Below are 21283 nucleotides of genomic sequence, written 5' to 3'. Positions count from 1 at the left end.
CGAGGGCGTCCGATGGTCGCCTCGGCGCACGCCGTTTCCGGAGCCCGCGTGATCGCCTGTCGCGACAGGGATGGGCGGTCTTCGATGTTTTTGCAAATCGTTCGCAATTGCATTGACAACTGCAAGTCGTTCTCATAATCATTCCAAACAAGGGGATTGCCCGGGCAGAACGGAAGGGATCGATGATGGGTGACGGTGTGTGGCGAACGATGCGCGGTTCCGCGGGCGGCCTGACCCGGCGCGCGCTGTTGCTGTTCGGGCTTGCGGCCTTTGCCGCATCCGGCCTGCCGGCCTTTGCCGCATCCGGCCTGCCGGCCCGGGCGGAGGCGCCGCTTTCGGTCGTGACGACGACGGGCATGATCGCCGACGCGGCCCGGCGTATCGGCGGCGACGCGGTCGATGTGCGGGCGCTGATGGGGCCGGGCGTCGATCCGCATGCCTATCGCCAGACCCGCACCGACATCGCCGCCATGGTGCGCGCCGACCTGGTGCTCTGGCACGGCCTCTACCTGGAAGCCCAGATGGAGGAGTTCCTGCGCAAGCTCGGCGAGCGCAAGCCGGTCGTCGCGGTTGCCGAGAGCCTGCCGCGCGAGGCGCTGATCTCCCATGTCGACTATTCCGACAAGTTCGACCCGCATGTGTGGATGGATCCGCGCCTGTGGTCGAAGGTGGTGGTGAGCGTCCGCGAGACGCTGTCCGCGCAGCGCCCGTCGCAGGCGGAAGTGTTTGCCGCCAACGCGGCCGTCTACCTCGCCGAACTGGAGGAGCTTGCGGCCTATTCGGACAAGGTGTTCGGCTCGGTGCCGGAAAAGGCCCGGGTACTCGTCACCGCGCATGACGCCTTCAGCTATTTCGGCCGGGCGCACGGCTTCGAGGTGCTCGGCATCCAGGGTATCTCCACCCAGAGCGAGGCGGGGCTGCAACGGGTCGCCGAACTGGTCGACACACTGGTGGACCGCAAGATCGGGGCTGTCTTCGTCGAAAGCTCGGTCTCCGACCGCTCGGTGCGCGCGCTGATGGAAGGCGCGGCCGCGAAGGGACACAAGGTGATCATTGGCGGTGAACTGTTCTCCGACGCGATGGGCAAGGACGGCACCTACGAGGGCACGTATCCGGGCATGATCGACCACAACGCGACGACCATCTCGCGGGCCCTTGGCGGCGACGCGCCGGAGCGCGGCATGGCCGGCCGGCTGGCGGCGGGGAGCTGAGCGCGATGAGCCGGACCGTCACGCCACCGGCGCTGGGGCTGGTCGCCACCCGGGAAGCGGAGGCAGAGGCGCGGGCCGAGGCGGGCCGCGCCGCCCTGGCCCTGCGCGAGATCACCGTCTCCTATGGCGAAAGCCCGGCGGTGTTTTCCGTCGATGCCACCTTCCCGCGCGACAGCCTCGTTGCCATCGTCGGTCCGAACGGGGCCGGCAAGTCGACCCTGCTGAAGGCGGCGCTCGGCATCGTGCCGCGCCTGTCGGGTACGGTCACGGTCTTCGGCATGCCGCTGGAGCGGGCCCGCGACCGCATTGCATATGTGCCGCAGCGCGCCTCCGTCGACTGGGACTTTCCCACCCGCGTCATCGACGTGGTGATGATGGGGCTCTACCGCGAACTCGGCCTGTTGCGGCTGGTGCGCGCAAGTCACAGGGAAAGGGCGCGCGCCTGCCTTGCCCGGGTCGGCATGGCCGATTTCGCCGAGCGGCAGATCGGCCAGTTGTCGGGCGGCCAGCAGCAGCGCGTCTTCCTTGCCCGGGCTTTGGCGCAAGGTGCCGACCTTTATCTGCTCGACGAGCCCTTTGCCGGCGTCGATGCCGCCACCGAAAAGGCGATCATCGACGTGCTCAAGGAGTTGAAGGCCGAGGCGCGAACCGTCGTTTGCGTCCATCACGACCTTGCGACAGTCACCGACTATTTCGACCGGGTGCTCCTGATCAACACCCGCAAGGTCGCCGAAGGCCCGGTCGCCACCACCTTTACCGGGGCCAACCTGCAGGCGACCTATGGCGGGCGGCTTGCCTCGGCCCATATCGACCAGCTCAAGCTGGCGGACTGAAGGCGGCCATGTCGACACCGCTCTTCGTTCTCGCCGACGCGCTGCTGCTCCAGGGCGGTTACAATGCCGCGCTGGTCGCCATCGGCGCCGGCCTTCTGGGCATTGCCGCGGGGGCCGGCGGCACGTTCCTCTTCCTGCGCAAGCGGGCGCTGGTGAGCGATGCGATCGCCCACGCGACCCTGCCCGGCGTCGGCCTTGCCTTCCTTGCCATGGTCGCCTTCGGCCTTGACGGCCGCAGCCTGATCGGGCTGATCGCCGGTTCGGCGCTGTCGGCCGCGGCCGGGCTCTTCGCCGTGGAATGGATCACCCGGCGCACGCGCCTTGCCGAGGACACGGCCATCGGCGCGGTGCTCTCCGTCTTCTTCGGCTTCGGCATCGTGCTGCTGACGGTCATCCAGACCCAGTCGCAGGGCCGGCAGGCGGGGCTTGAAGGGTTTCTCCTGGGCTCCACCGCCGGCATGCTGTTCCAGGATGCCATCGTCATCGCCGTCGGCGGCGTGCTGGCGATCGCAGCCCTGATCGCGCTGCGCCGGCCGATGACGATGGTCGCCTTCGATCCCGGCTTTGCCGCCGCCTCCGGCGTCAACACGGGCCGTGTAGACATGGCAATGATGATGCTGGTGCTGGCCGTCACCGTGACGGGGCTGAAGATCGTCGGCCTCGTTCTCATCGTGGCGCTGCTGATCATCCCGGCCGTCGCGGCGCGGTTGTGGAGCGAGCGCACCGATCGCGTCATTCTGGCCGCCGGCGCCATCGGCGGCGTCTCCGGTTATCTCGGCGCGGCGATTTCCGCCGCCGCGCCCGGCCTGCCGACCGGCCCGATCATCGTGCTTGTCTCCTTCGCCCTGTTCCTCGCCTCGCTGCTTTTCGCGCCGCAACGCGGCGTGCTCGCCGCTGCGATCCGCCACCGCAGCTTCCAGCTGCGCCTGCACCGTCGCCAGGGCCTTTTGTCGCTGGCGCGCAGCGAGCCGATCTTCGACCCGCTGACCCTGCGCGTGCTCCAGCGCGAGGGACTGATCCGGACCGACCGGGTGGCGACCGAGGAAGGGCGGGCGGCCGCTGCCCGGGCGCTGCGCGACGAGCGCCGTTTCGAGATCGCCCGCGAGATCCATCGCGACGATCCCCTTGCCCACCGCTATGACGGCCTGACCCCGATCGAGGATGTGATGACCGCTGACGAGATTGCCGAGATCGATCGCATGGTCAACCGACCCTCGAGCGTTGGAGCGCCGGCATGATGGGGCCCGAGTTCGTCCAGCTGTCGCTCACCCCGATCCTGATCGGAGTGCTCTCGGCCATTGCCTGCGCGTTGCCGGGGAATTTTCTCATCCTGCGCCGGCAGGCGCTGATCGGGGATGCGATCAGCCATGTGGTGCTGCCGGGCATCGTCGTCGCGTTTCTCGTTACCGGCAGTCTCGCCAGCCTGCCGATGCTCGTTGGCGCGGCCGGGGCCGCGCTTGTCGCCGTCTTCCTGATCGAGACCATTCGCCGGCTGGGCCGGATCGAGCCCGGGGCGGCGATGGGCGTCGTCTTCACCTCGATGTTCGCCGGTGGCGTTCTGCTGCTGGAACAGAGCGATACGAGCGGCGTGCATCTCGATGTCGAGCATGCGCTGATGGGCAATCTGGAAAGCCTGATCTGGTTCGACGCGACGGGTTGGGTCTCGCTTTTCGACCCTGCAGCACTGGCCGGGCTGCCGCCGGAGTTGCCGCGCATTGCGCTGGTGGCTGCCACCATCACCATGCTGATGCTCGTCTTCTGGCGGCCGCTGAAACTCTCCACATTCGACGAGGGCTTCGCCGCGACGCTCGGCCTGCCGGTGCGGCTGATCGGGCTTGCCCTGGTCGCGGTCTCCGCCGTGGCGGCGGTCGCCGCCTTCGATGCGGTGGGATCGATCATCGTCATCGCCATGTTCATCTGCCCGCCGGCCGCTGCCCGGCTAATGACCGAGCGGCTCGAACATCAGGTCGCCTGGAGCGTCCTCTTCGCGACGCTTGCCGCCATTCTCGGCTATGTGCTGGCCGGCTACGGACCGCTCTGGTTCGGTTCGCCCAATGCGGTCAGCGCTGCCGGCATGATCGCCACCGTCTCGGGCGCGATGCTCGCCGTTGCCTGCGTTGCGGCGCCGCATCGCCGCCGTATCGGCCAGCCGGCGGGCTGAGCCTTCGCCGCAAGCGCCTTCCGCGGCTTCCGTGGTCGGCCGGGGGCATCGGGCGGCGGGAACGGTTGAAAGTACGCTGCGCGCGATGGTTGCAACCGCGTTTCAGGTCTGACCGATTTCGGTTGTGGTATTCTTCCCAATGAAAATAATATCCATCTACCTTCTGAATGTCTCGCGCCAACCTTGAGAAAATTTCGGATATTTTCGCCAATATATTGTTTTAAATAAGGATATTTATTTAGGTCAATACGTGTAAGTTTTTTTGAATGTCGAAAATTGTATTGAATCATACGAATAAATCCGAAAATCGTCTTTATATATTTGGCTCTGAAGCCTTGCTAGGTTGTTTCGTTGATGCGACGATGCGCGCATAAGTAGATATTTTGCGTTTCCAGCCAGTTTTTTCCATGCGAGGTTGCGATGTTCGATATCACCACTGTCCGGGAAATCGACTACGGCACGAACAGCGTCGTGTATGTCTACCAGGACCACGACAATCCAAAGCTCTGGTACATGGTTCCGGTGCCGACCCTGAGGACGGTTGGCGGCGCGCCGGCGTTCTCGCTGACCGAGTACACCAAGAACGGCGGCGGCGTTGCCGGTCTGTGCACCTTCGAGATGGAACTGGTCCAGCCGCAGGCGGCGCGCGCCGCGGCCGAGAAGGTGCTGGGCGACGACATCTCCTGGGGCGGCTTCACCTGGGTCGGCGGCACCGCCTATTTCTACTACGACATCGAGGGCGAGGGGCGGGCGCTGGCCGTCGAGCCGACGCTCTACGGCACCAATGTCGCCGCGTTCCAGATCGAGCTGGAGACGGCGGAGGCGCTCAACACGTTCAAGGGCGCCTACGGTTCGGGGGGCGGTGCCTCGCCGTTCCGCGTCGAATACGACATGCAGGTGCTGACCAAGCTGCTCGGGGCCAAGGCGACCGTCACCTACAAGGCGGAAGCGGCGATCGAATACGAGAAGAAGTACAAGACCGTGCGCGACACCTGGGGCAACCAGAAGCAGGTGCTGCAGGAGGTCAAGCAGGTGCTGACCCAGTCAGGCGCCGGCGACGTCAAGGTCGAGCTTGGTGCGGGCAGCTCCGAAGAGCTGGCGCAGCGGGTGCGCGACTGGGGCTGGACGACGCTGGAGAACCAGGTCTCGACCACGGTGGCGGCGGCGGCGGTGATGGCGACGGGGCCGAACCCGGTCTCGGCGACGACCTCCTTCACCCAGTCCTACCAGGAAGACACGGTGATCGACTGGTCGACGCCGGTCAGCACCTTCATGCGGAAGTTCTCCTCCGACGAGTGGAACAAGCTTTTCGTCAAGGTCGACAACCGCAAGCTCTCGGTCGTCTTCAACCTGATCGGCCAGCTTGACCGCAGCGACAATGGCGATCCGATCGCCCAGTCGGTGACGGTGACGGTGACCTATCCGACCCGCAAGACCGACAACACCTTCACCCTGATCGTCAAGGACGGGGCGCAGTCGTCGCTGATCTACGAGGCGCCGGGCGATTTCCCGGGCGGCGACTACAATGCCGAATTCACCTACAGCTACGTGATCGAGTTCGACGACGGCAAGAGCTACCAGAGCGATCCGGTGACGACCACCGACACGCTGGTCAACATCACCCCGAACAATTTCGGCACGCGGCAGGTCACCTTCATCGGCCAGAACGTGCCCTTCGGCACGCCGACCGGCGTCCGGGCGGTCAATATCGACTTCTTCTTCGCGCCGCCCGCCGGCAATCCGGCCATCGTCCAGACCAAGACGATGACGGCAAACGGCGAGGACGAGGCCATCGCCTTCGACAGCTACTACAACCTGCCGATCGGCCAGGGCTACACCTACCGGCTGCGCTACCAGATGGCGGACAATACCGAGATCGTCTCGCAGCCGCCCGGCGCGCTGTCGGCGGCGCCGGACTATACCGGCTCGGGCAATGCCGACATCGTCTTCGTGGTCGACCCCAAGGGGCTGTTCACCCAGTTCACGCTGCGGGCCTTCAACTACACGACCGAGCCGGCGACGCTGGCGCTGGTCGACGTCAACGCCCAGTATTTCGACCCGGCCAACAATGGCGATCAGTGGGTCGCCGAGAACACCTGGGCGAACTGGACGCCGGAAGGCTTCCTGAGCTTTGCCGAGCCGCGCTGGAACTTCCAGGCGGTCGACAACCTCAACATGGCCTACTACAACATTTCCGGTCAGGTCTACTATTCCGACGGAACCAACTTCACGCTCGACAAGTACCGACAGTCGAGCGAGACGAAGACGCTGACGATCACCAACACGATCCAGAATTACAGCGTCAAGGTCGACACCAGTCTCATCGACTGGGACAAGGTGGCCAGCGTCAATCTCACCATGTTCCAGCTGACCACGACGGCGAAGGAGGAGTTCGGCGGCACGCTGCCCGATTTCCTGCGCAAGCCGCGCGAGGAGATGACCCGGAAGGAGCGGGAACTTGCCGGCGAATCGCAGCAGAACCAGATCCTCTACAGCATCCTGGGTTCACCGCAGGGCGTGAAGGTCGACACGATCGAGCGCTACTACGGCATCCAGCGGCTGCGCACCGATCCGACGATCGAGTTCTACTACACGGCCGTCTACGTGATGAAGGACGGCGAGGCGCGCGCGATCGAGAAGCAGGAGGTGACCGGACGGCTGTCCGTCGAGCTTCCGGCGGTGCCGCCGGCCAACATCCAGCCGGGCATCGTGCGCCAGCGGATCGATCCGGACCAGCTGCACGCGCATATGCGCAAGAGCGGATAGGCGCGGGTCATGTCCGCGCGGGGACTTGACCAGGCGCAGGGCGCCCCGGACCCGCTGCCCTGCGCCCCGTCGCCGGTCTCCGCCATCGCGGAAGCCGGCGAGGGAGCGGTGCTCGACCATCTTGCGCGTTCGGCGCGCGACCTGGTCCGCGGTGTCGCCGATGGCGGGCCGCATGCGGCCGAGGGTGCCGCGATGCGGCCGGTGGCCAGCAACCTGACACCTTCGGGTGCGGCCGTCGAGGCGGCGTTCGTGTGGGGCGGTGTCGGCCCTGACGGGCGACCCGGTTGCGATCCCCGCATCAGTCTCGACCCGCTTCCCGGCGGCGCGCCTTCCGCGCGCCTTGCCGCGGCCCTTGCCCTGCTGCGTGCGGCCGGGACAGCGCGTCTTTCGGTGCAGCAGCAGATGCTGGCGGCCGAGGTGGCCGAGTGGCAGGCATCGTCTCCCGGGCGCTACGGCGCCTGGGCGGGCCTACGCGCGGGGTCTGTCGCCGCATCGCCGGCGGGTGCGTCGCCGCCGCTGGCCGCCAAGCTCTACCTGGAACTGCCCGAGCGGGCGCGCGAGGCGGCCTGCGCGCTGGAGCAGCGCCTTGCCGGCGCGCCGCCCGTCCTTGGCGGACGCGATATCCGCCCGACCATGCTCGGCCTCGACCCGCAAAACGGCGGCGTCGAGGTCTATTACCGCTGCGATCGTCTGTTTCCCGGCGATCTCGACACGCTGATGCGCCGGTTTCGCCTGGCCGAGCGGTCCGGCGAGGTGGTCGCACTCATCGAGCGGCTGACCCGGCGCAGCGTCCGTTTCGAGCTTCCTTCCTGGGATGTCGGCTTTTCCGTCGCCTATGTGGCGGGAGAGGAGGGCGCGCGGCTCTCGCCCGCCGTCTTCACCTTCTATTCCAATGCCGCCTCGCTGCTCGGGCCGGACGAGCGGGTGCGCTGCGCGCTGATGCGCGAGGGGCGCGCCGCGAACTGGGACATGGTCCCTTACGCGGCGCTCCATGCGCGCATGCCCGAAACGGTCCCGGGCGAGGCGCCGCTACAATGTCACGGGCTTGTCGGCGCGGTGCTTCCATCGGTCGGGGACATGCGGGTCACGGCGACCCTGGCGCTGCCGCGCGCGCTCGGCTGTCCCGCGCGCCGCGATGCCATGCGCGCGCAACCTGGGAGCCTGCCGCAGGCGCACGCGGCAGAGGGACGGGAGGAGCACGGCCATGCCTGACACCGCTCCGCTGCTGTCGCAGCTTCTCGCCCTGCAGGCACCGGGCGGGGCCTTCCCCTCGCAGGTGGATGGACCCTCGGGCGCGCTCGCCGACGAGACCTGCTTCGTCACGGCGCAGGTGGCGCTGATCCTTGCGGGAACGGTCGCAGCGGCAGGGGAGCCTTCGGCGGACGCGGCCCGGCCGGCGCTTCGCCGGGCGCTCGATTTCGTCGAGGCCTGCGAAAGCCCGCAAGATCCCGGCGCCTTCCTCTTCTATCCGTCGGGCCTTGCAGCGCCGCGCCTCGACATCGACCTTGCCGCCGATGCCGACGATACGGCGCTCGCCTGGATGGCGCTTGTCGCGGGCGGTCGCCGCAGCCGGGCCGAGGCGGGTGCCGCCCTGTCACGGCTGTTGCCCCGTTTCGCCTGCGGCGCGGCCCGGCGCGGCGACCCTCCCTTCGCGCGCGCGCCGCTGCTGCGCACCTGGGCGGGCGGCGGCGAGCCGGATCCCGTCGACCTGATCGTCAACATCAACATGGCGGCGGCGCTCGCCCTGTGCGCTCCCGCCTCAAGGCCCGCCATCGGCGAGGCGGGAGAAGCGATCGCAGCACGCGTCGTCGCCGCCTTTGCCGGCCACGCACCGGACCGTTCCGCGCTGAGGGCGCTTGCCCCCTATTACGCGGATCCGGCGGAGGCGGGCATTGCGCTGGAACGCGCGCTCGCGTGCGGGGCGGATGCACTTGCGCCGCTTGGCCGACGGCTGCTGCCGCTCGCGGAGCGCGACCGGGCGGCCGGCCGTCCGGCCGCTCGCCCGCTTTACTGCAACGCCCATGGCCGCCCGTTGTGGCGCGCGCCCGCCTTGCAGCTCGCCCGGCGTCTGGCCGACACGCTTGCCCTTTCCTTCGACCAGCCCTTTTCACCACCCTCGATTTCGGGAGGCTCCCATGACTTTGATGCCCAGGTCCGTCCTTGCTGAACTGCCGGCCGGCGAGCGCCCGGCGGCGCGCGCCAGCACCAAGTACATGGAGACGTTCCAGCTCTCCAGGCCGGCGCTCGGCGGCACCGACATCGTCACCTATGCCAATCATTCGGGCGATCTGGATCTCTACACGATCGGCACGGCCGGCGAGATCTACCGGCTGCGTCGCGGCGACGGGTCGGAGGCCCCCTACCAGGACACCGACCTGCATGTGCGCGGCCGGCAGCTCTTCCTCTACACTTCAGCGGCCGAAGGCAGCAACACGCCGAACATCATGACGCTCGGGGACAACGGGCAATTGTCGCTGGCCGAGTTCCAGACGACGACCGATACCTATTACCAGCGCGAGACGAAGCCGACCGACGCGACGGAGACGATCCGCCAGTTTCGCGGCGTGCGGGGCATCACCGGCAATGTCTATGTCAACGTCATGCTCGACGTGCCGGGCGCCGACTACGGCCTGCTCGCCAACAATTTCTTCAAGCCGGGCACGGCCGAGTGGGCCGGCCCCGTCTGGGCGCCGGTCTCGGGGCCGGGGGGCACCCAGGCCCAGGTGAAGAGCATTGCCATGGTGTCGAACAGCACCGTGCAATCGGCGATCTTCGCCATCGGCAAGGACAACGCGGTCCTGTTCAGCGAGACCAGCGACCGCACGTCCGCGCTCAGGGCGCTCGGCACGAAGAAGGCGACGGCGCTGTCCGTCATCGTCGATGCCGCCGACCGGCTGAATGTCTTCGCCGTCGAACAGGGCACGGGCAAGCTCCTGTTGAAGAAAGAAAAGAAATACCAGTCCGGCTCGCTCAAGCAGTTCGACGACTGGATTTACGTCGACCCGTCGCAGAGCGTGCCGCTGACCGAGATCTACGCCTCGGTCACTTTCGACGACATGCTGCAGGTCTTCGGCATCGGCGCCGACGGACGGTTGTGGCGCTCCGGCCAGGTGCCGGGCACCGGGCGCAAGGCGGAGCCGACCTGGAACGTGCTGTTCCCGCTCGGCAACGAGATCCCGACCGATCCGGGCTCGAAGGCGACGATCTTCACCGTCGGCCGCGACCACGCCGGCTATGCGGAGGCCTACACGGTCTCTGCCGGCGGCGACCTCACCCGCTTCTGGCAGTCTCCGACCTCGCGCCAGTGGTTCGAGCAGCGGGTCGACCTCTTGCGCCAGGACAACGAGATGGTGCCGGTGGAAACCCATGCGCTGGAACTGGTGGTGCTCGACGAGGACGGCATGCCGCTCTCCTTCGCGCCGGTCTCCATCCAGTCCTCCTTCCTGGTCACGCTGTTTGTCGACGGGCGCTCCTACCGGTGCAGCCAGGTCAACCGGGTTCCGGCGCAGACCGGCCCGGGCGGCAAGCTGGTGGTCTACCAGCAGGCGACCGCGCTCGCCGCCGCGACGATCTATCTGGAAACGACGGGCACGCTTGCCGGCAGCCCCATCGTGGTGGAGCCGAACCTGCAATTGCAGGAAAAACTCTCGGCGCTGACGGTGGATGAGATCAAGAACGCCAAGGATGCCTCGGGCAATTATCTTTTGCCGGCTCAATACAGAACCAATGACGAGTATGCCCAGAGCCTGCAGCAGATCACCCAGGCGTCGATGGAGATCGCCGACCAGCGCGAGGTGAAGGCGTCGAAGGTCGCCTATCACACGGTGTCGCGACGGATGGCGGCGCGCGGCTTCGACCCGCGCCTCAACCTGCGCGCCATGTCCGGCACGGCCTGGTCGATCGACTTCTCCTCCGGCTTTCCGCAATACCAGGCGATGACCCTGTCGGAGGTGTCGGAGTGGAAGACGGGAAAGCTTGCCGCGATGCGCGCGTCGGCCGCCAATGACGACGGCGCGGAGCTTGCCGGCTTCCTCGGCATCGACTGGGGCGATGTGTGGAACGGGATCAAGAACGCGGCGAAATTCGTCATCGACGGGCTGACCAAGATCGTCGTCGAGATCGTCGACGGGATCGGGCGGGTGCTGTTCGAGATCGCCGGCAAGGTGTTCGAGGCGATCATCGAGTTCGCCCAGCAGGCCTTCGATTTCGTGCAAGGCGTGTGGAACTGGCTGAAGGTCAAGCTGAAGCAGCTGTTCGAGTGGCTGGCCTTCCTGTTCAATCTCGGCGACTTCAAGCGCGTCGCCGAGGCGGTCGAGCACAACACGCGGGTGATGCTCGATTTCACCGTCGACGGCATCGATCACGTCAAGACCATGATCCTTTCGGGCATCGACACGCTGAAGGATTCGCTGAAGGCGGTCGTCGACGACATGCTCGACGAGTTCAACAAGGAGGACAATCCGACCATCGCGCAGTTCTCGTCGCAGCAGGAGATGACCGACGAGCAGGCGTACGAGATGGAGCACAATCTCTTTTCCAACGCCTATGAGCAGAACGGCGGCAAGGCCGACGAGCGCGGCGGCAGTACGGTCAGCCTCCTGAGTTCGAGCGCCCTGTCGAGTTCGCTCGACGGGCTGATATCGATGATGGAGGACCTCGCCAACAACTTCCAGTTCGGCGACGGCAAGGAGGCGTTCAACGAGGCGCTCGATTTCTTCACGGCGATCGGCGACAACCCGAACGACGCGCTCAACCTGTTGATGAGCGGCGTGATCAAGGTGATGGAGAGCGTGGCGCTCTTCGCGCTCGATGCCGCCAAGGGCGTGATCGCGACCTTGATGGACCTGATCAAGGAGGTGGTTGCCTCCTTCCGCGACGCGCTTTTCGCGGAGTGGGAAATCCCGGTCCTGTCGCAGCTCTACAAGTTCTTCACCGGCCACAGCCTGTCGATCCGCGTCAGCCAGATCGCTTCCTGGCTGATCGCCATTCCCGCCACGCTGATCTACAAGCGCGCAACCGGCAAGGCGCCGTTCCCCGATCAGGCGGCGCTCGACGCCTACACGAACTATGTCACCGTCGACTGGATGAAGTCGAAGTTCGGGATGACCACGCAGAAGGAAGTCGTCTTCGACAGCACGGCGGAGAAGGTCGTGGCGGGCTTCGCCCTCGGCGTCTACGCGGCGGCGATGGTGGTGCGCATCTTCACCGACGGGCTGACCGGTTTCCTGAGTTCGACCGGAGCGATCCCCGACCAGGGAAGCAAGGTGCCGGAGGGCCTGAAGACCTATTCGAAGGGCTGGTCGCCGAAGGGCAAGAACCTGGCCGGCCTCGCCGCCGTGCTGATGCGCTACGTCACCACCTTCGCCACCGCGCCCTGGCTGATCCGTCCCGGCACGCCGGTGCCGAGCTGCCCGCCGGGCGATCCGGGCTTCTCCGGTGTCATCTGGATCTGCCAGGTGCTCGCCGGACCGACACGCGGCCTGGTGATCCTGGCCTTCCCGGGCGGCAAGGCGCGCACCTATACGGCGGAGCTGACCATCACCCTGTGGGGCTTCGTCAACATCGCCATGGTCTCGTGGAACTACGGGGCGAGTTCGAACAAGGACAAGCTCGCCAAGATCGGCCTGTCACGGGCGCTGACCAACATCATACCGGGGCAGGCGACCCGCTTCCTCTTCGTCCCGGACGTCCAGGAGGCGCTCTACTACGTCCCGGCAATCGTCGGCGAGGCGCTGATCGTCGTCGGCAATCTCGGCTCGGCCGGCATTGCCGTGTGGGAGCTCGTCGAGATCACCACGGCTGACGACTGAGGCGAAAGGCGCTGCGGCAGAGGGCGTGCCTCTCTCCCGCTGTTCCGGATGGCCGGCTCGCCCTCAGGTGGTCACCCCGCCCTCGGTCCGTCACCCCGGGCAAGGCGAAGCCGCGAGATGCAAGTCTTGGGGGCCCATTCGTTCCCAGAGCGGGCGCGATGAGGAGGAGGAGGCCGCGCAACCGTTCGGCCCGCTGATGTCTGAGAGCCCCCGTGCCTGCCGCGACCTACGAGCACCCCCAAGCCTGCCGGGGTTGCCAATGGATCCCTGCTCTCCGCTTCGCTCCGGCTGGGATGACGCCCGGGTGAGAGGCATCGCCCGTGCCGACAAGACCGGCGGCGGGCGCGATGAACCGAAGCGGTCTCTGCGGTGACCGCTCTACGCGCACACAGGCTGTTGCCCGACACTCCGCCACTGCCCCGTCCTCAGGCCGTCACCCCGGGCAAGGCGAAGCCGCGAGATGCAAGTCTTGGGGGCCCATTCGTTTCCAGAGCGGGAGCGATAAGGATATGGAGCCCGCGTGACGATCCGGTCCAAGGGCGGCGAAGGGCTCCACGCCTGCCGCATCCGGCGGCCGCATCCCTCAGGAGAGATGTTCGCGAAAGAAGGCGATGGTGCGCTCTTCGGCAAGCCTTGCCGCCGCCTCGTCGTGGCGCGGTGTCGTGTCGTTGTGGAAACCGTGATTGACGCCCGGATAGATGTGGACCTCGAAGGTCTTGCCATGGGCCTTCAGCGCCGCCTCATAGGCCGGCCAGCCGGCATTGATGCGGTCGTCGAGGGCGGCATAGTGCAGCTGCAGCGGCGCCTCGATCGCCGGGACGTCCTCGGCCGATGCCTGGCGGCCGTAGAACGGTGCCCCGGCGGCGAGTTCGGGATAGGCGACCGCGATCGCGTTGACGACGCCGCCGCCATAGCAGAAGCCGACCGCGCCGACCTTGCCGGTGGCATCGTCGCGGGCCGCAAGATGCTCGAACCCGGCGAAGAAGTCGTTGAGCAGCTTGGTCGCATCGACCGAGCGCTGCAGTTCGCGGCCCTGGTCGTCATTGCCGGGATAGCCGCCGACGGAGGTCAGCCCGTCCGGCGCCATTGCCATGAACCCGGCCTTCGCCATGCGCCGGGCGACGTCCTCGATATAGGGATTGAGGCCGCGATTCTCGTGGATGACCAGCACGGCCGGCAGCTTGCCGGTCACGCCGGCGGGGCGGACCAGATAGGCGTTCACCTCGCCATGGCCGTTGGGGGAGGGATAGGTGATGCGGGCCGTCTCGATCGCCGGATCGTCGGGAGCGACCTGCCGGGCCAGCGCGTAGTCCGGCGAGAGCGCGTTCAACAGCGCCAGCGCGGTGACGCCGCCGACCGCGTATTTCGCCGCCCGGTCGAGGAACTCGCGCCGGTCGATCCTGCCATGGGCATAGAAATCGTAGAGCTCGAGCAGTTCCTGCGGAAAATCCTTCGCTGTCCTGCGCGCCGGCCGGAGCTTTCCGCTGCCCATCGTTCCAGGCTCGTCCATGTCGTCCTCCATGCCATGGTGGCGGGGGCGCGCCCGTTGCCCCCGCAGGTCGCACCTGCAGATAGTGACATAGGCCAGGCGCTTCCCAAAGCCATGACTATCGTCAGATTACGCGGGATGGAGGATCGTGGATCAGGGACGGGGAGGCGGCTGGACGTCCGCCGTCAGACGTTGAAGGCGTCCGCCCATTCGGGATGCTTCTTGCGCTGGGCGTTGACGAAGGGGCAGAGCGGCATGATCTTGAACCCTTTCGCACGGGCGTCGGCGACAAGGCGTTCCACCAGCGCCAGTCCGGTCCCGGTGCCGCGAAGGCTGTCGGGCACGCCGGTATGGTCCGCGATCACGAGCGTCGGGCTCGCGATCGAAAAGGTCAGGTCCGCTTCCTCCGAATGGCCTTCGACACGGGCGACATAGCGGCCCTTGCTGTCGCTGCGTTCGATGTCGATGGTAATGGCGCCGGTCATGTCGTGCGTCTCCTTTTCGATTGTCGCGGGGTCCGTCCTGCCCGACCGTCTCCGATCCTGTCAAGCCGGGACGGGGCGGGGCAAGGGGCGTTTGCCGCGGCTGTCGGGGTCAATGTGATGCGGTTTGAATGATGAGACAATGCTGCAATCCAAAGTCTCACTGTCTCTTTTTAGTGAACGGTCGAATGCTATCAAATCGAACAATTTCGATAAAGTTTCGATCAATTTCTGCAAGATTCAAGCCCAATATTGTCGTGATTTGTCAGTCTGAATCAATTCTGGCGCGCCTGCCGTGCAGGCGCGCCAGGGTGCTGTTCCCGTCCTGCCCGCGCGGGGCGGGCAGGATATCCCCGGTTCTGGCCGGGTCTCAGCCGAGGGGCAGGTTGTCGTCGCGCTTCACCGCGATGATCGAGGAGCGGCCGAGCGTACCCTCGCCGTCCGGGAAGGGCGCCTTCGGATGCTGGATGCCGACGAACATCGTGCGGCGGTCGGCCGACCAGGTCAGGCCGGTGACTTCCGAGCCGTTCGGGCCGGTGAGGAAACGCTCGATGCGGCCCGTCGCCGGATCGCCGGCGAGCATCTGGTTGTTGCCCTGGCCGGCGAAGTCGCCCTCGTTGTCGTCATCGCCGTCCGTCTGGATCCAGAGCAGGCCGGTGGTGTCGAACATCATCCCGTCAGGCGAGTTGAACATGTTGCCTTCGTTGACGTTTTCCGATCCGGCATAGGCGTCCTCATGGACGGTCGGGTTGCCGGCCATGACGAACAGATCCCAGGTGAAGCCCGTCGCGGCATGGTCGTCGCCGTCCGGATACCAGCGCACGATCTGGCCGTACTTGTTCTCGGCGCGCGGGTTCGGGCCGCCGACGGGGGTCTCGTCGCCGCCGGCATTCGGCTTGACGCCGCGGCGCGAGTTGTTGGTCAGCGCGCAATAGGCCTCGATGGCAACCGGATTTACGGCAACCCATTCCGGGCGGTCCATCGTGGTGGCGCCGACCTTCGAGGCGGCGACGCGGGTGAGGATGGCGATCTCCGCCGCCGTCATCCCGGTTGCCTCCGGCGTCAGTGCGATCCACTCGCCCGAGCCGTCCTCGGCGAAGCGGGCGACGTGGAGCATGCCCTCGTCGAGCAGCGTCGAGGTGTCGCCGCCGGGGGTATAGATGCCGGCCGAGACGAACTTGTAGAGGAACTCTCCCCGCTCGTCGTCGCCGAGATAGACGACGACGCGCCCGTCGCGGGCAAGCGCCGTGGCGGCGTTTTCATGCTTGAAACGGCCGAGCGCGGTGCGCTTGACCGGCGTCGAGGCCGGATCGGCGGGGTCGATTTCGACAATGTACCCAGCACGATACGGCTCGTTGAGATGCTTCGAGAGGTCGAAGCGCTCGTCGAACTTCTCGTAGGAATAGACGCTCTTGGCATCGATGCCGTAGCGCTTGAAATCGTCCGGCAGGGCCACGGTCTCGTCAGTCGAGCCGAAATAGCCGTTGAAGTTTTCCTCGCAGGTCAGGTAGGTGCCCCACGGGGTCTTGCCGGCGCCGCAATTGTTGAAGGTGCCGAGCGAGGAGGTGCCGGCCGGGTCGGCCGCCGTCTTCAAAAGGTCGTGCCCGGCAGCCGGTCCCGACAGGCGCATTTCGGTGTTGTGGTCGATGCGCCGGTTGAGCGGACTGTCGACGACGATGTTCCAGCCGCCCTCGCTTTCCGCCACTTCCATGACGGTGACGCCTTGCAGGTTCTGCAGCTTGCGCACGTCCTCGGCGCTCATCGGCTTGCCGTCCTCGTTCTTCGGCAGGTTGAGCTTCGGATTGACGTATTCGTGGTTGACCGCAATCACCTGGCGGTTGCCGATGGCGAAGAGCTCCATGCCGTCAGTGTTCTCGCCGAAGACCCGGTTGGAAGTGGCCGCGTCGCCGCCGGTCGCATGGTCGAACGCGACGGCGTCGGAGAAGAGCGGATCGCCCCAGCGCGCCAGCACCCGCCAAGTATACCCTTCCGGCACATGGACGGTGAAATCGGTCGCGATCGGGATCGGCTTGAAGGCGAAGCGCGAGGTCGCGGCTTCCGCCGAGACGGAGGACAGCAGGCTGCCCATGCCCATGCCCATGCCAGTGCCCAGGCCCATGGCCGCGGCGCCCGATCCGTAGGCGAGAACGCCGAGGAACCCGCGACGGGAGAGGGCTGCCTCGACCACCTGGTCGAAACCGGTCACTTCAGGGTCGGGCCTGCGGGCCTCGTCGAACGCGTCGAAGGAAAAGCCCTCGTAGTCGATATGCTGGCTGTCGTTGCGATCCATCGCTGTCGCTCCTGTGGCTGGCCGGAAGCTGGCCACAACCGGTGGCCGGCTCGACCTTAGCGCCGGTTTTCCTCATGCGTGTGACGATGCCGTTGGTCCCGGTTGTCAGCGCCTGTTGTCCGATCTACGCTGCGGCCACCGGCCCAAAGGATCAGTACAAATGACTATTTCGACAACGCCCGGTTGGGCAGGCCACCATGACGACGACGAGATCGTTCCGCGCGACATCCGCTTCAATATTTCCGGCAATGCGGAGCGCCACTGGTTCGGCGGCGATCCGATGCGCACGGCGATATTCGACGCCTTCTCGATCTTCCTTCCCGAGGGCGAACGCTTTTTCATCCGCTCGCTGAAGCACTATGCGTCGAAGTTCGGCGATCAGGACCTGATCGATGAAATCAAGGGGTATGCGGTGCAGGAGGCGTTCCATACCCGCGAGCACGGAGACTACAACCGCACGCTGGCAACGCTCGGCTATGATGTGGAGGAGATGGAGCGGCCGGTGAAATCCGTTCTTGACAGCGTCAGCGCGCCGCTCTTGCGGCTGGCGGTCACCTGCGCGGTCGAGCACCTGACGGCCAATTTCTCGACCATGACGCTGCGCCATCAGGAAGTTCTCGACAGCGCCCACCCGGCCTACCGGCGGCTGTGGATGTGGCATGCGCTGGAGGAACTGGAACACAAGGCGGTCGCGCTCGACGTCTACAAGCGGGCCGCGGCGGGCATGCCGGCCTGGAAACGCTACGGGCTGCGCGTCTCGGCAATGAACCTCACCGTGGTTCACTTCATGCGGATATTCCTGCGCAACGTGCGCCTGCACGTTGAGGCCGACGGCATCCGCACGGGCTTCCGCTTCTGGTCGCGTTTCGCCTGGTTGCAGATCGTCTCTCCCGGCTATACGCGGGTCAGCCTCTGGTCTTTCCTGTGCTACTACATGCCGGGCTACGACCCGCGCAAGGTCGACGACAGTGACCTCATCCGCAAGGGGCGGGCGTGGCTCGCCAACGAATATGCCGCCGGCAGCACGGCGCAGGAGACCCCGGCCCGATGACCAGCCGCGCCTTCGTCTATGTCCTGCGTGCGGTTGAGCGCGGCGCCTTTCCGAAAACCCGCAAGTGGGCCTGGAAGCGGCTCTACAACATCCTGTCGCGGACCTGGGGCGACAGCGACTGGCGCTTCATGAACTACGGTTACATGCCGACAGGCGACGCGTTTGCCCTGACGGCGGAGGACGAGCCGGAGCGCGCCTTCATCGGCCTCTACCACCAGGCGCTGGCCGGGCTTGCGGTTGAGGGCGCGCGCATTCTTGAAGTGGGCTCGGGCCGGGGCGGGGGCGCGCGCTACATCGCCCGCTACATGGCGCCGGGCGCGGTGACCGGGCTCGACTACTCGCCGGAGACGGTGCGCCGGGCACGGCAGCTCAACGGCGACACGCCGAACCTCACCTTCGAGGTGGGCGATGCGGAGGCGTTGCCCTTTGCCGATGCAAGCTTCGACATCGTCGTCAACATCGAGTCCTCCCATTGCTACGCCAATGTGCCGGCCTTTGCCCGAGAGGTGGCGCGGGTGCTGGCGCCGGGCGGCTGCTTCACCTGGGCCGACATGCGCGCCTCCACGATGATCGAGGGGCTGGACCGGGATCTCGGCGCCTCGGGCCTCGCGCTGGAGAGCGAGACCAACCTGTCGCCGGGTGTGGTCAACGCGCTTGATGCCGTCAACGAGCGCAAGATGAGCCGCATCCAGAAGACCGCGCTGATGCGGCGGTTCCTGAAGGAATTCTCCGGCGCCAAGGGTTCGGTTCTCTACGGAACCCTGAGGTCGGGAGCCGTCGTCTACCTTGCCCGCCGCTATCGCAAGGCACTGGCATAAAAGGATTTTTCCAGACGTATCGGGCTGTCAAGCAGATGTCATGTCCACCCCCTAACAGTTCCTGATTGGCTAGTCAGCCTCTCGCATTCTGGGGGAAATCATGAAAATCACGGTGCTCGGCGCGCTCGCGGCAGCGCTTCTCGGCTCGACCGTCGCGGCCTCCGCCGATCCGGTGTTCAACCGGATCGCCTCGTTCCCGGTCAACACCAACCTGCCGGCCGATCTCGACCAGAAAACCGAGACCTCGGCAGAGATCATCGCGGCGACGGCGGACGGGCAGATGCTCGTCTATTCCGACAGCCCGCTCGGCGCCATCGGCTTTGTCGACATCGCCGATCCGGCCGCGCCGAAGCCGGCCGGCATCGTCAGGGTCGATGGCGAGCCGACCTCCGTCACCGTGCTTGGCGGCAAGGTGTTTGCCGGCGTCAACACGTCCGAGAGCTACACTGCGCCTTCCGGCAACCTCGCCGTCATCGACATCGCCAGCAAGACGATCGAGGCTTCCTGCGATCTCGGCGGCCAGCCGGATTCGGTGGCGCTCTCGCCGGCCGGCGACCTGCTCGCCGTCGCCATCGAGAACGAGCGCGACGAGGACCTGAACGACGGCGCGTTGCCGCAGATGCCGGCGGGCTACCTGACGCTCTTCAAGATCAATGACGGCGTGCCGGATTGCGCGAGCCGCCAGGATATCAACCTTACGGGCCTCGCCGAGATCGGCCCGGAAGATCCGGAGCCGGAGTTCGTCGATTTCAACTCCAGGAACGAGATTGTCGTCACACTGCAGGAGAACAACCACCTGGTCGTGGTTGACGGCAACTCGGGCAAGGTGACCGCCCATTTTCCGGCCGGTACGGTTGACGTCGACAGCGTCGACACGAAGCGCGACGGCATGCTGTCCTTCGCCGACAAGATCGCCGGCATCGCGCGCGAGCCCGATGCGGTGCAGTGGATCGACGACGACCGTTTCGTCATCGCCAACGAGGGCGACTACAAGGGCGGCTCGCGCGGGTTCTCGATTTTCTCGAAGACAGGCGAGTTGCTGTTCGATTCCGGCAGCGACTTCGAGCATCGTGTGGCGCTTGCAGGACATTTCCCCGACAAGCGGGCGAACAAGAAGGGCGTCGAGCCGGAAGGGCTCGAGGTCAAGCGCTTCGGCGAGGAGATGCTGATCTTCGTGCTGTCCGAGCGCGGCTCGGCCGTCGGCGTCTATCGCGACACGGGCGCGGCGCCCGAATTTCTCCAGCTGTTGCCGACGGCGCTGGCGCCGGAAGGCGCGGTCGCCATTCCAGGCCGCAACCTCTTGGCCGTTTCCAACGAGGCGGACCTCGTCGAGGAGAGCGGCCTGCGCTCGCATGTGACGATCTACAGCTACGCGGAAGGGACGGCCTCCTATCCGATGATCGTGTCGAAGATGGATGATGCGGGCCGGCCCGTCGGCTTCGGGGCCCTGTCGGGCCTTGCCGCCGATCCCGAAGTTCCGGGCAAGCTCTACGCGGTCAATGACAGCTTCTATGCCCTGCAGCCGACGATCTTCGAGATCGACGCCACCGCGCACCCCGCCCGCATCACCGGTGCCATCCGGGTGACCCGCGGCGGCCAGCCGGCCCAACTCCTCGACCTCGAGGGTGTCGCGCCGGACGGCAAGGGCGGTTTCTGGCTCGCATCCGAAGGCAATGCGGCAAAGCTCGTGCCGCATGCGCTCTACCGCGTCGACGGCAAGGGCGAGATCAGGGAAGCGGTCGCGTTCCCGGCCGGACTTCTCGCCCATGAGACCCGCTTCGGGGCCGAGGGCGTCGCGATGATCGGCGACACGCTGTGGATTGCCATCCAGCGTCCCTGGAAGGACGATCCCAAGACCGCCGTGAAGCTCCTCGCCTACAACACCGGGAGCAAGGAATGGGGCGCGGTGCGCTATCCGCTCGATCCGACGGAAACCGGCTGGGTCGGCCTGTCGGAGATCGTGGCTTACGGCGATCATGTCTACATCATCGAGCGCGACAACCAGATCGGCGACAACGCGAAGCTGAAGAAGCTTTTCCGGGTGCCGGTCTCGGCGCTGGTGCCGGCGCCGCTTGGCGGCGACCTGCCGCTTGTCGCCAAGGAAGAGGTTCGCGACTTCATTCCGGACCTGAAGGCGACCGGCGGCTACGTGGTCGACAAGATCGAGGGCTTCACGGTCGATGCCGCGGGCACCGGCTATGCGGTCACCGACAATGACGGCGTCGACGACAGCAACGGCGAGACGCTGTTCTTCTCGACCGGCAAGATGTGAGACGAGACGGGCCGCCCGAGAGGCGGCTCGTTCCGCACCCGAACAAAAGAAAGGCCCGGGAGCGATCCCGGGCCTTTTGCGTTCTGCCGAGGTCTTCCGG

The 21283-nt window shown here is 66.3% G+C and carries 14 protein-coding genes; 11 read left to right on the top strand and 3 right to left on the bottom strand.

Features of this window, described 5'->3' with window-relative positions:
- The first annotated feature begins 182 nt into the window (after window positions 1–182).
- From ACQY46_RS21660 to ACQY46_RS21625, 8 genes are all read left to right on the top strand, one after another.
- The gene (locus ACQY46_RS21660; RefSeq protein ID WP_428698034.1) at window positions 183–1211 is read left to right on the top strand and encodes a metal ABC transporter solute-binding protein, Zn/Mn family; all 1029 of its coding nucleotides are present in this window, start codon (window positions 183–185) and stop codon (window positions 1209–1211) included.
- A gap of 5 nt (window positions 1212–1216) precedes the next feature.
- Window positions 1217–2044, top strand: coding sequence for a metal ABC transporter ATP-binding protein (locus ACQY46_RS21655; protein WP_428698033.1), 828 nt, complete (start codon window positions 1217–1219; stop codon window positions 2042–2044).
- A gap of 8 nt (window positions 2045–2052) precedes the next feature.
- The gene (locus ACQY46_RS21650) at window positions 2053–3282 is read left to right on the top strand and encodes a metal ABC transporter permease (protein ID WP_428698032.1); all 1230 of its coding nucleotides are present in this window, start codon (window positions 2053–2055) and stop codon (window positions 3280–3282) included.
- Window positions 3279–4205 (top strand): metal ABC transporter permease, encoded by a 927-nt coding sequence (locus ACQY46_RS21645; RefSeq protein WP_428698031.1) that lies wholly within the window; start codon window positions 3279–3281, stop codon window positions 4203–4205. Before ACQY46_RS21650 ends, ACQY46_RS21645 begins: the two co-directional genes overlap by 4 nt.
- Window positions 4206–4625: 420 nt before the next feature.
- The gene (locus ACQY46_RS21640; RefSeq protein WP_428698030.1) at window positions 4626–6971 is read left to right on the top strand and encodes a hypothetical protein; all 2346 of its coding nucleotides are present in this window, start codon (window positions 4626–4628) and stop codon (window positions 6969–6971) included.
- 9 nt (window positions 6972–6980) lie between these two features.
- Window positions 6981–8183, top strand: a complete 1203-nt coding sequence (locus ACQY46_RS21635; RefSeq protein WP_428698029.1) for a hypothetical protein — start codon at window positions 6981–6983, stop codon at window positions 8181–8183.
- The gene (locus tag ACQY46_RS21630; RefSeq protein ID WP_428698028.1) at window positions 8176–9138 is read left to right on the top strand and encodes a hypothetical protein; all 963 of its coding nucleotides are present in this window, start codon (window positions 8176–8178) and stop codon (window positions 9136–9138) included. The genes ACQY46_RS21635 and ACQY46_RS21630 overlap by 8 nt, the downstream gene beginning before the upstream one ends.
- Window positions 9107–12781 (top strand): hypothetical protein, encoded by a 3675-nt coding sequence (locus tag ACQY46_RS21625; protein ID WP_428698027.1) that lies wholly within the window; start codon window positions 9107–9109, stop codon window positions 12779–12781. The genes ACQY46_RS21630 and ACQY46_RS21625 overlap by 32 nt, the downstream gene beginning before the upstream one ends.
- Window positions 12782–13364: 583 nt before the next feature.
- On the opposite strand, the gene yghX is transcribed toward ACQY46_RS21625, so the two are convergent.
- From yghX to ACQY46_RS21610, 3 genes are all read right to left on the bottom strand, one after another.
- Window positions 13365–14291, bottom strand: coding sequence for a YghX family hydrolase (gene yghX, locus ACQY46_RS21620; protein ID WP_428698026.1), 927 nt, complete (start codon window positions 14289–14291; stop codon window positions 13365–13367).
- A gap of 164 nt (window positions 14292–14455) precedes the next feature.
- Entirely contained in the window at window positions 14456–14755 is a 300-nt protein-coding gene (locus ACQY46_RS21615) for a GNAT family N-acetyltransferase (RefSeq protein WP_428698025.1), read from the bottom strand.
- A 367-nt stretch (window positions 14756–15122) separates the two neighbouring features.
- Entirely contained in the window at window positions 15123–17042 is a 1920-nt protein-coding gene (locus ACQY46_RS21610) for a PhoX family protein (protein ID WP_428698024.1), read from the bottom strand.
- A gap of 160 nt (window positions 17043–17202) precedes the next feature.
- Between ACQY46_RS21610 and ACQY46_RS21605 the strand changes: the two genes are divergently transcribed.
- From ACQY46_RS21605 to ACQY46_RS21595, 3 genes are all read left to right on the top strand, one after another.
- On the top strand, window positions 17203–18093 hold the full coding sequence (locus tag ACQY46_RS21605; RefSeq protein WP_428698023.1) for a metal-dependent hydrolase: 891 nt from the start codon (window positions 17203–17205) through the stop codon (window positions 18091–18093).
- A complete protein-coding gene (locus ACQY46_RS21600) occupies window positions 18090–18911 on the top strand; it encodes a class I SAM-dependent methyltransferase (RefSeq protein WP_428698022.1) in 822 nt (273 codons plus the stop codon). Before ACQY46_RS21605 ends, ACQY46_RS21600 begins: the two co-directional genes overlap by 4 nt.
- A gap of 100 nt (window positions 18912–19011) precedes the next feature.
- Window positions 19012–21183, top strand: coding sequence for an esterase-like activity of phytase family protein (locus ACQY46_RS21595; protein ID WP_428698021.1), 2172 nt, complete (start codon window positions 19012–19014; stop codon window positions 21181–21183).
- The last annotated feature ends 100 nt before the right edge of the window (window positions 21184–21283 follow it).

This window comes from Stappia sp., assembly GCF_965276915.1.
Taxonomy (GTDB): Bacteria; Pseudomonadota; Alphaproteobacteria; order Rhizobiales; family Stappiaceae; genus Stappia.
This window is presented reverse-complemented; position numbering and strand designations above follow the sequence as displayed.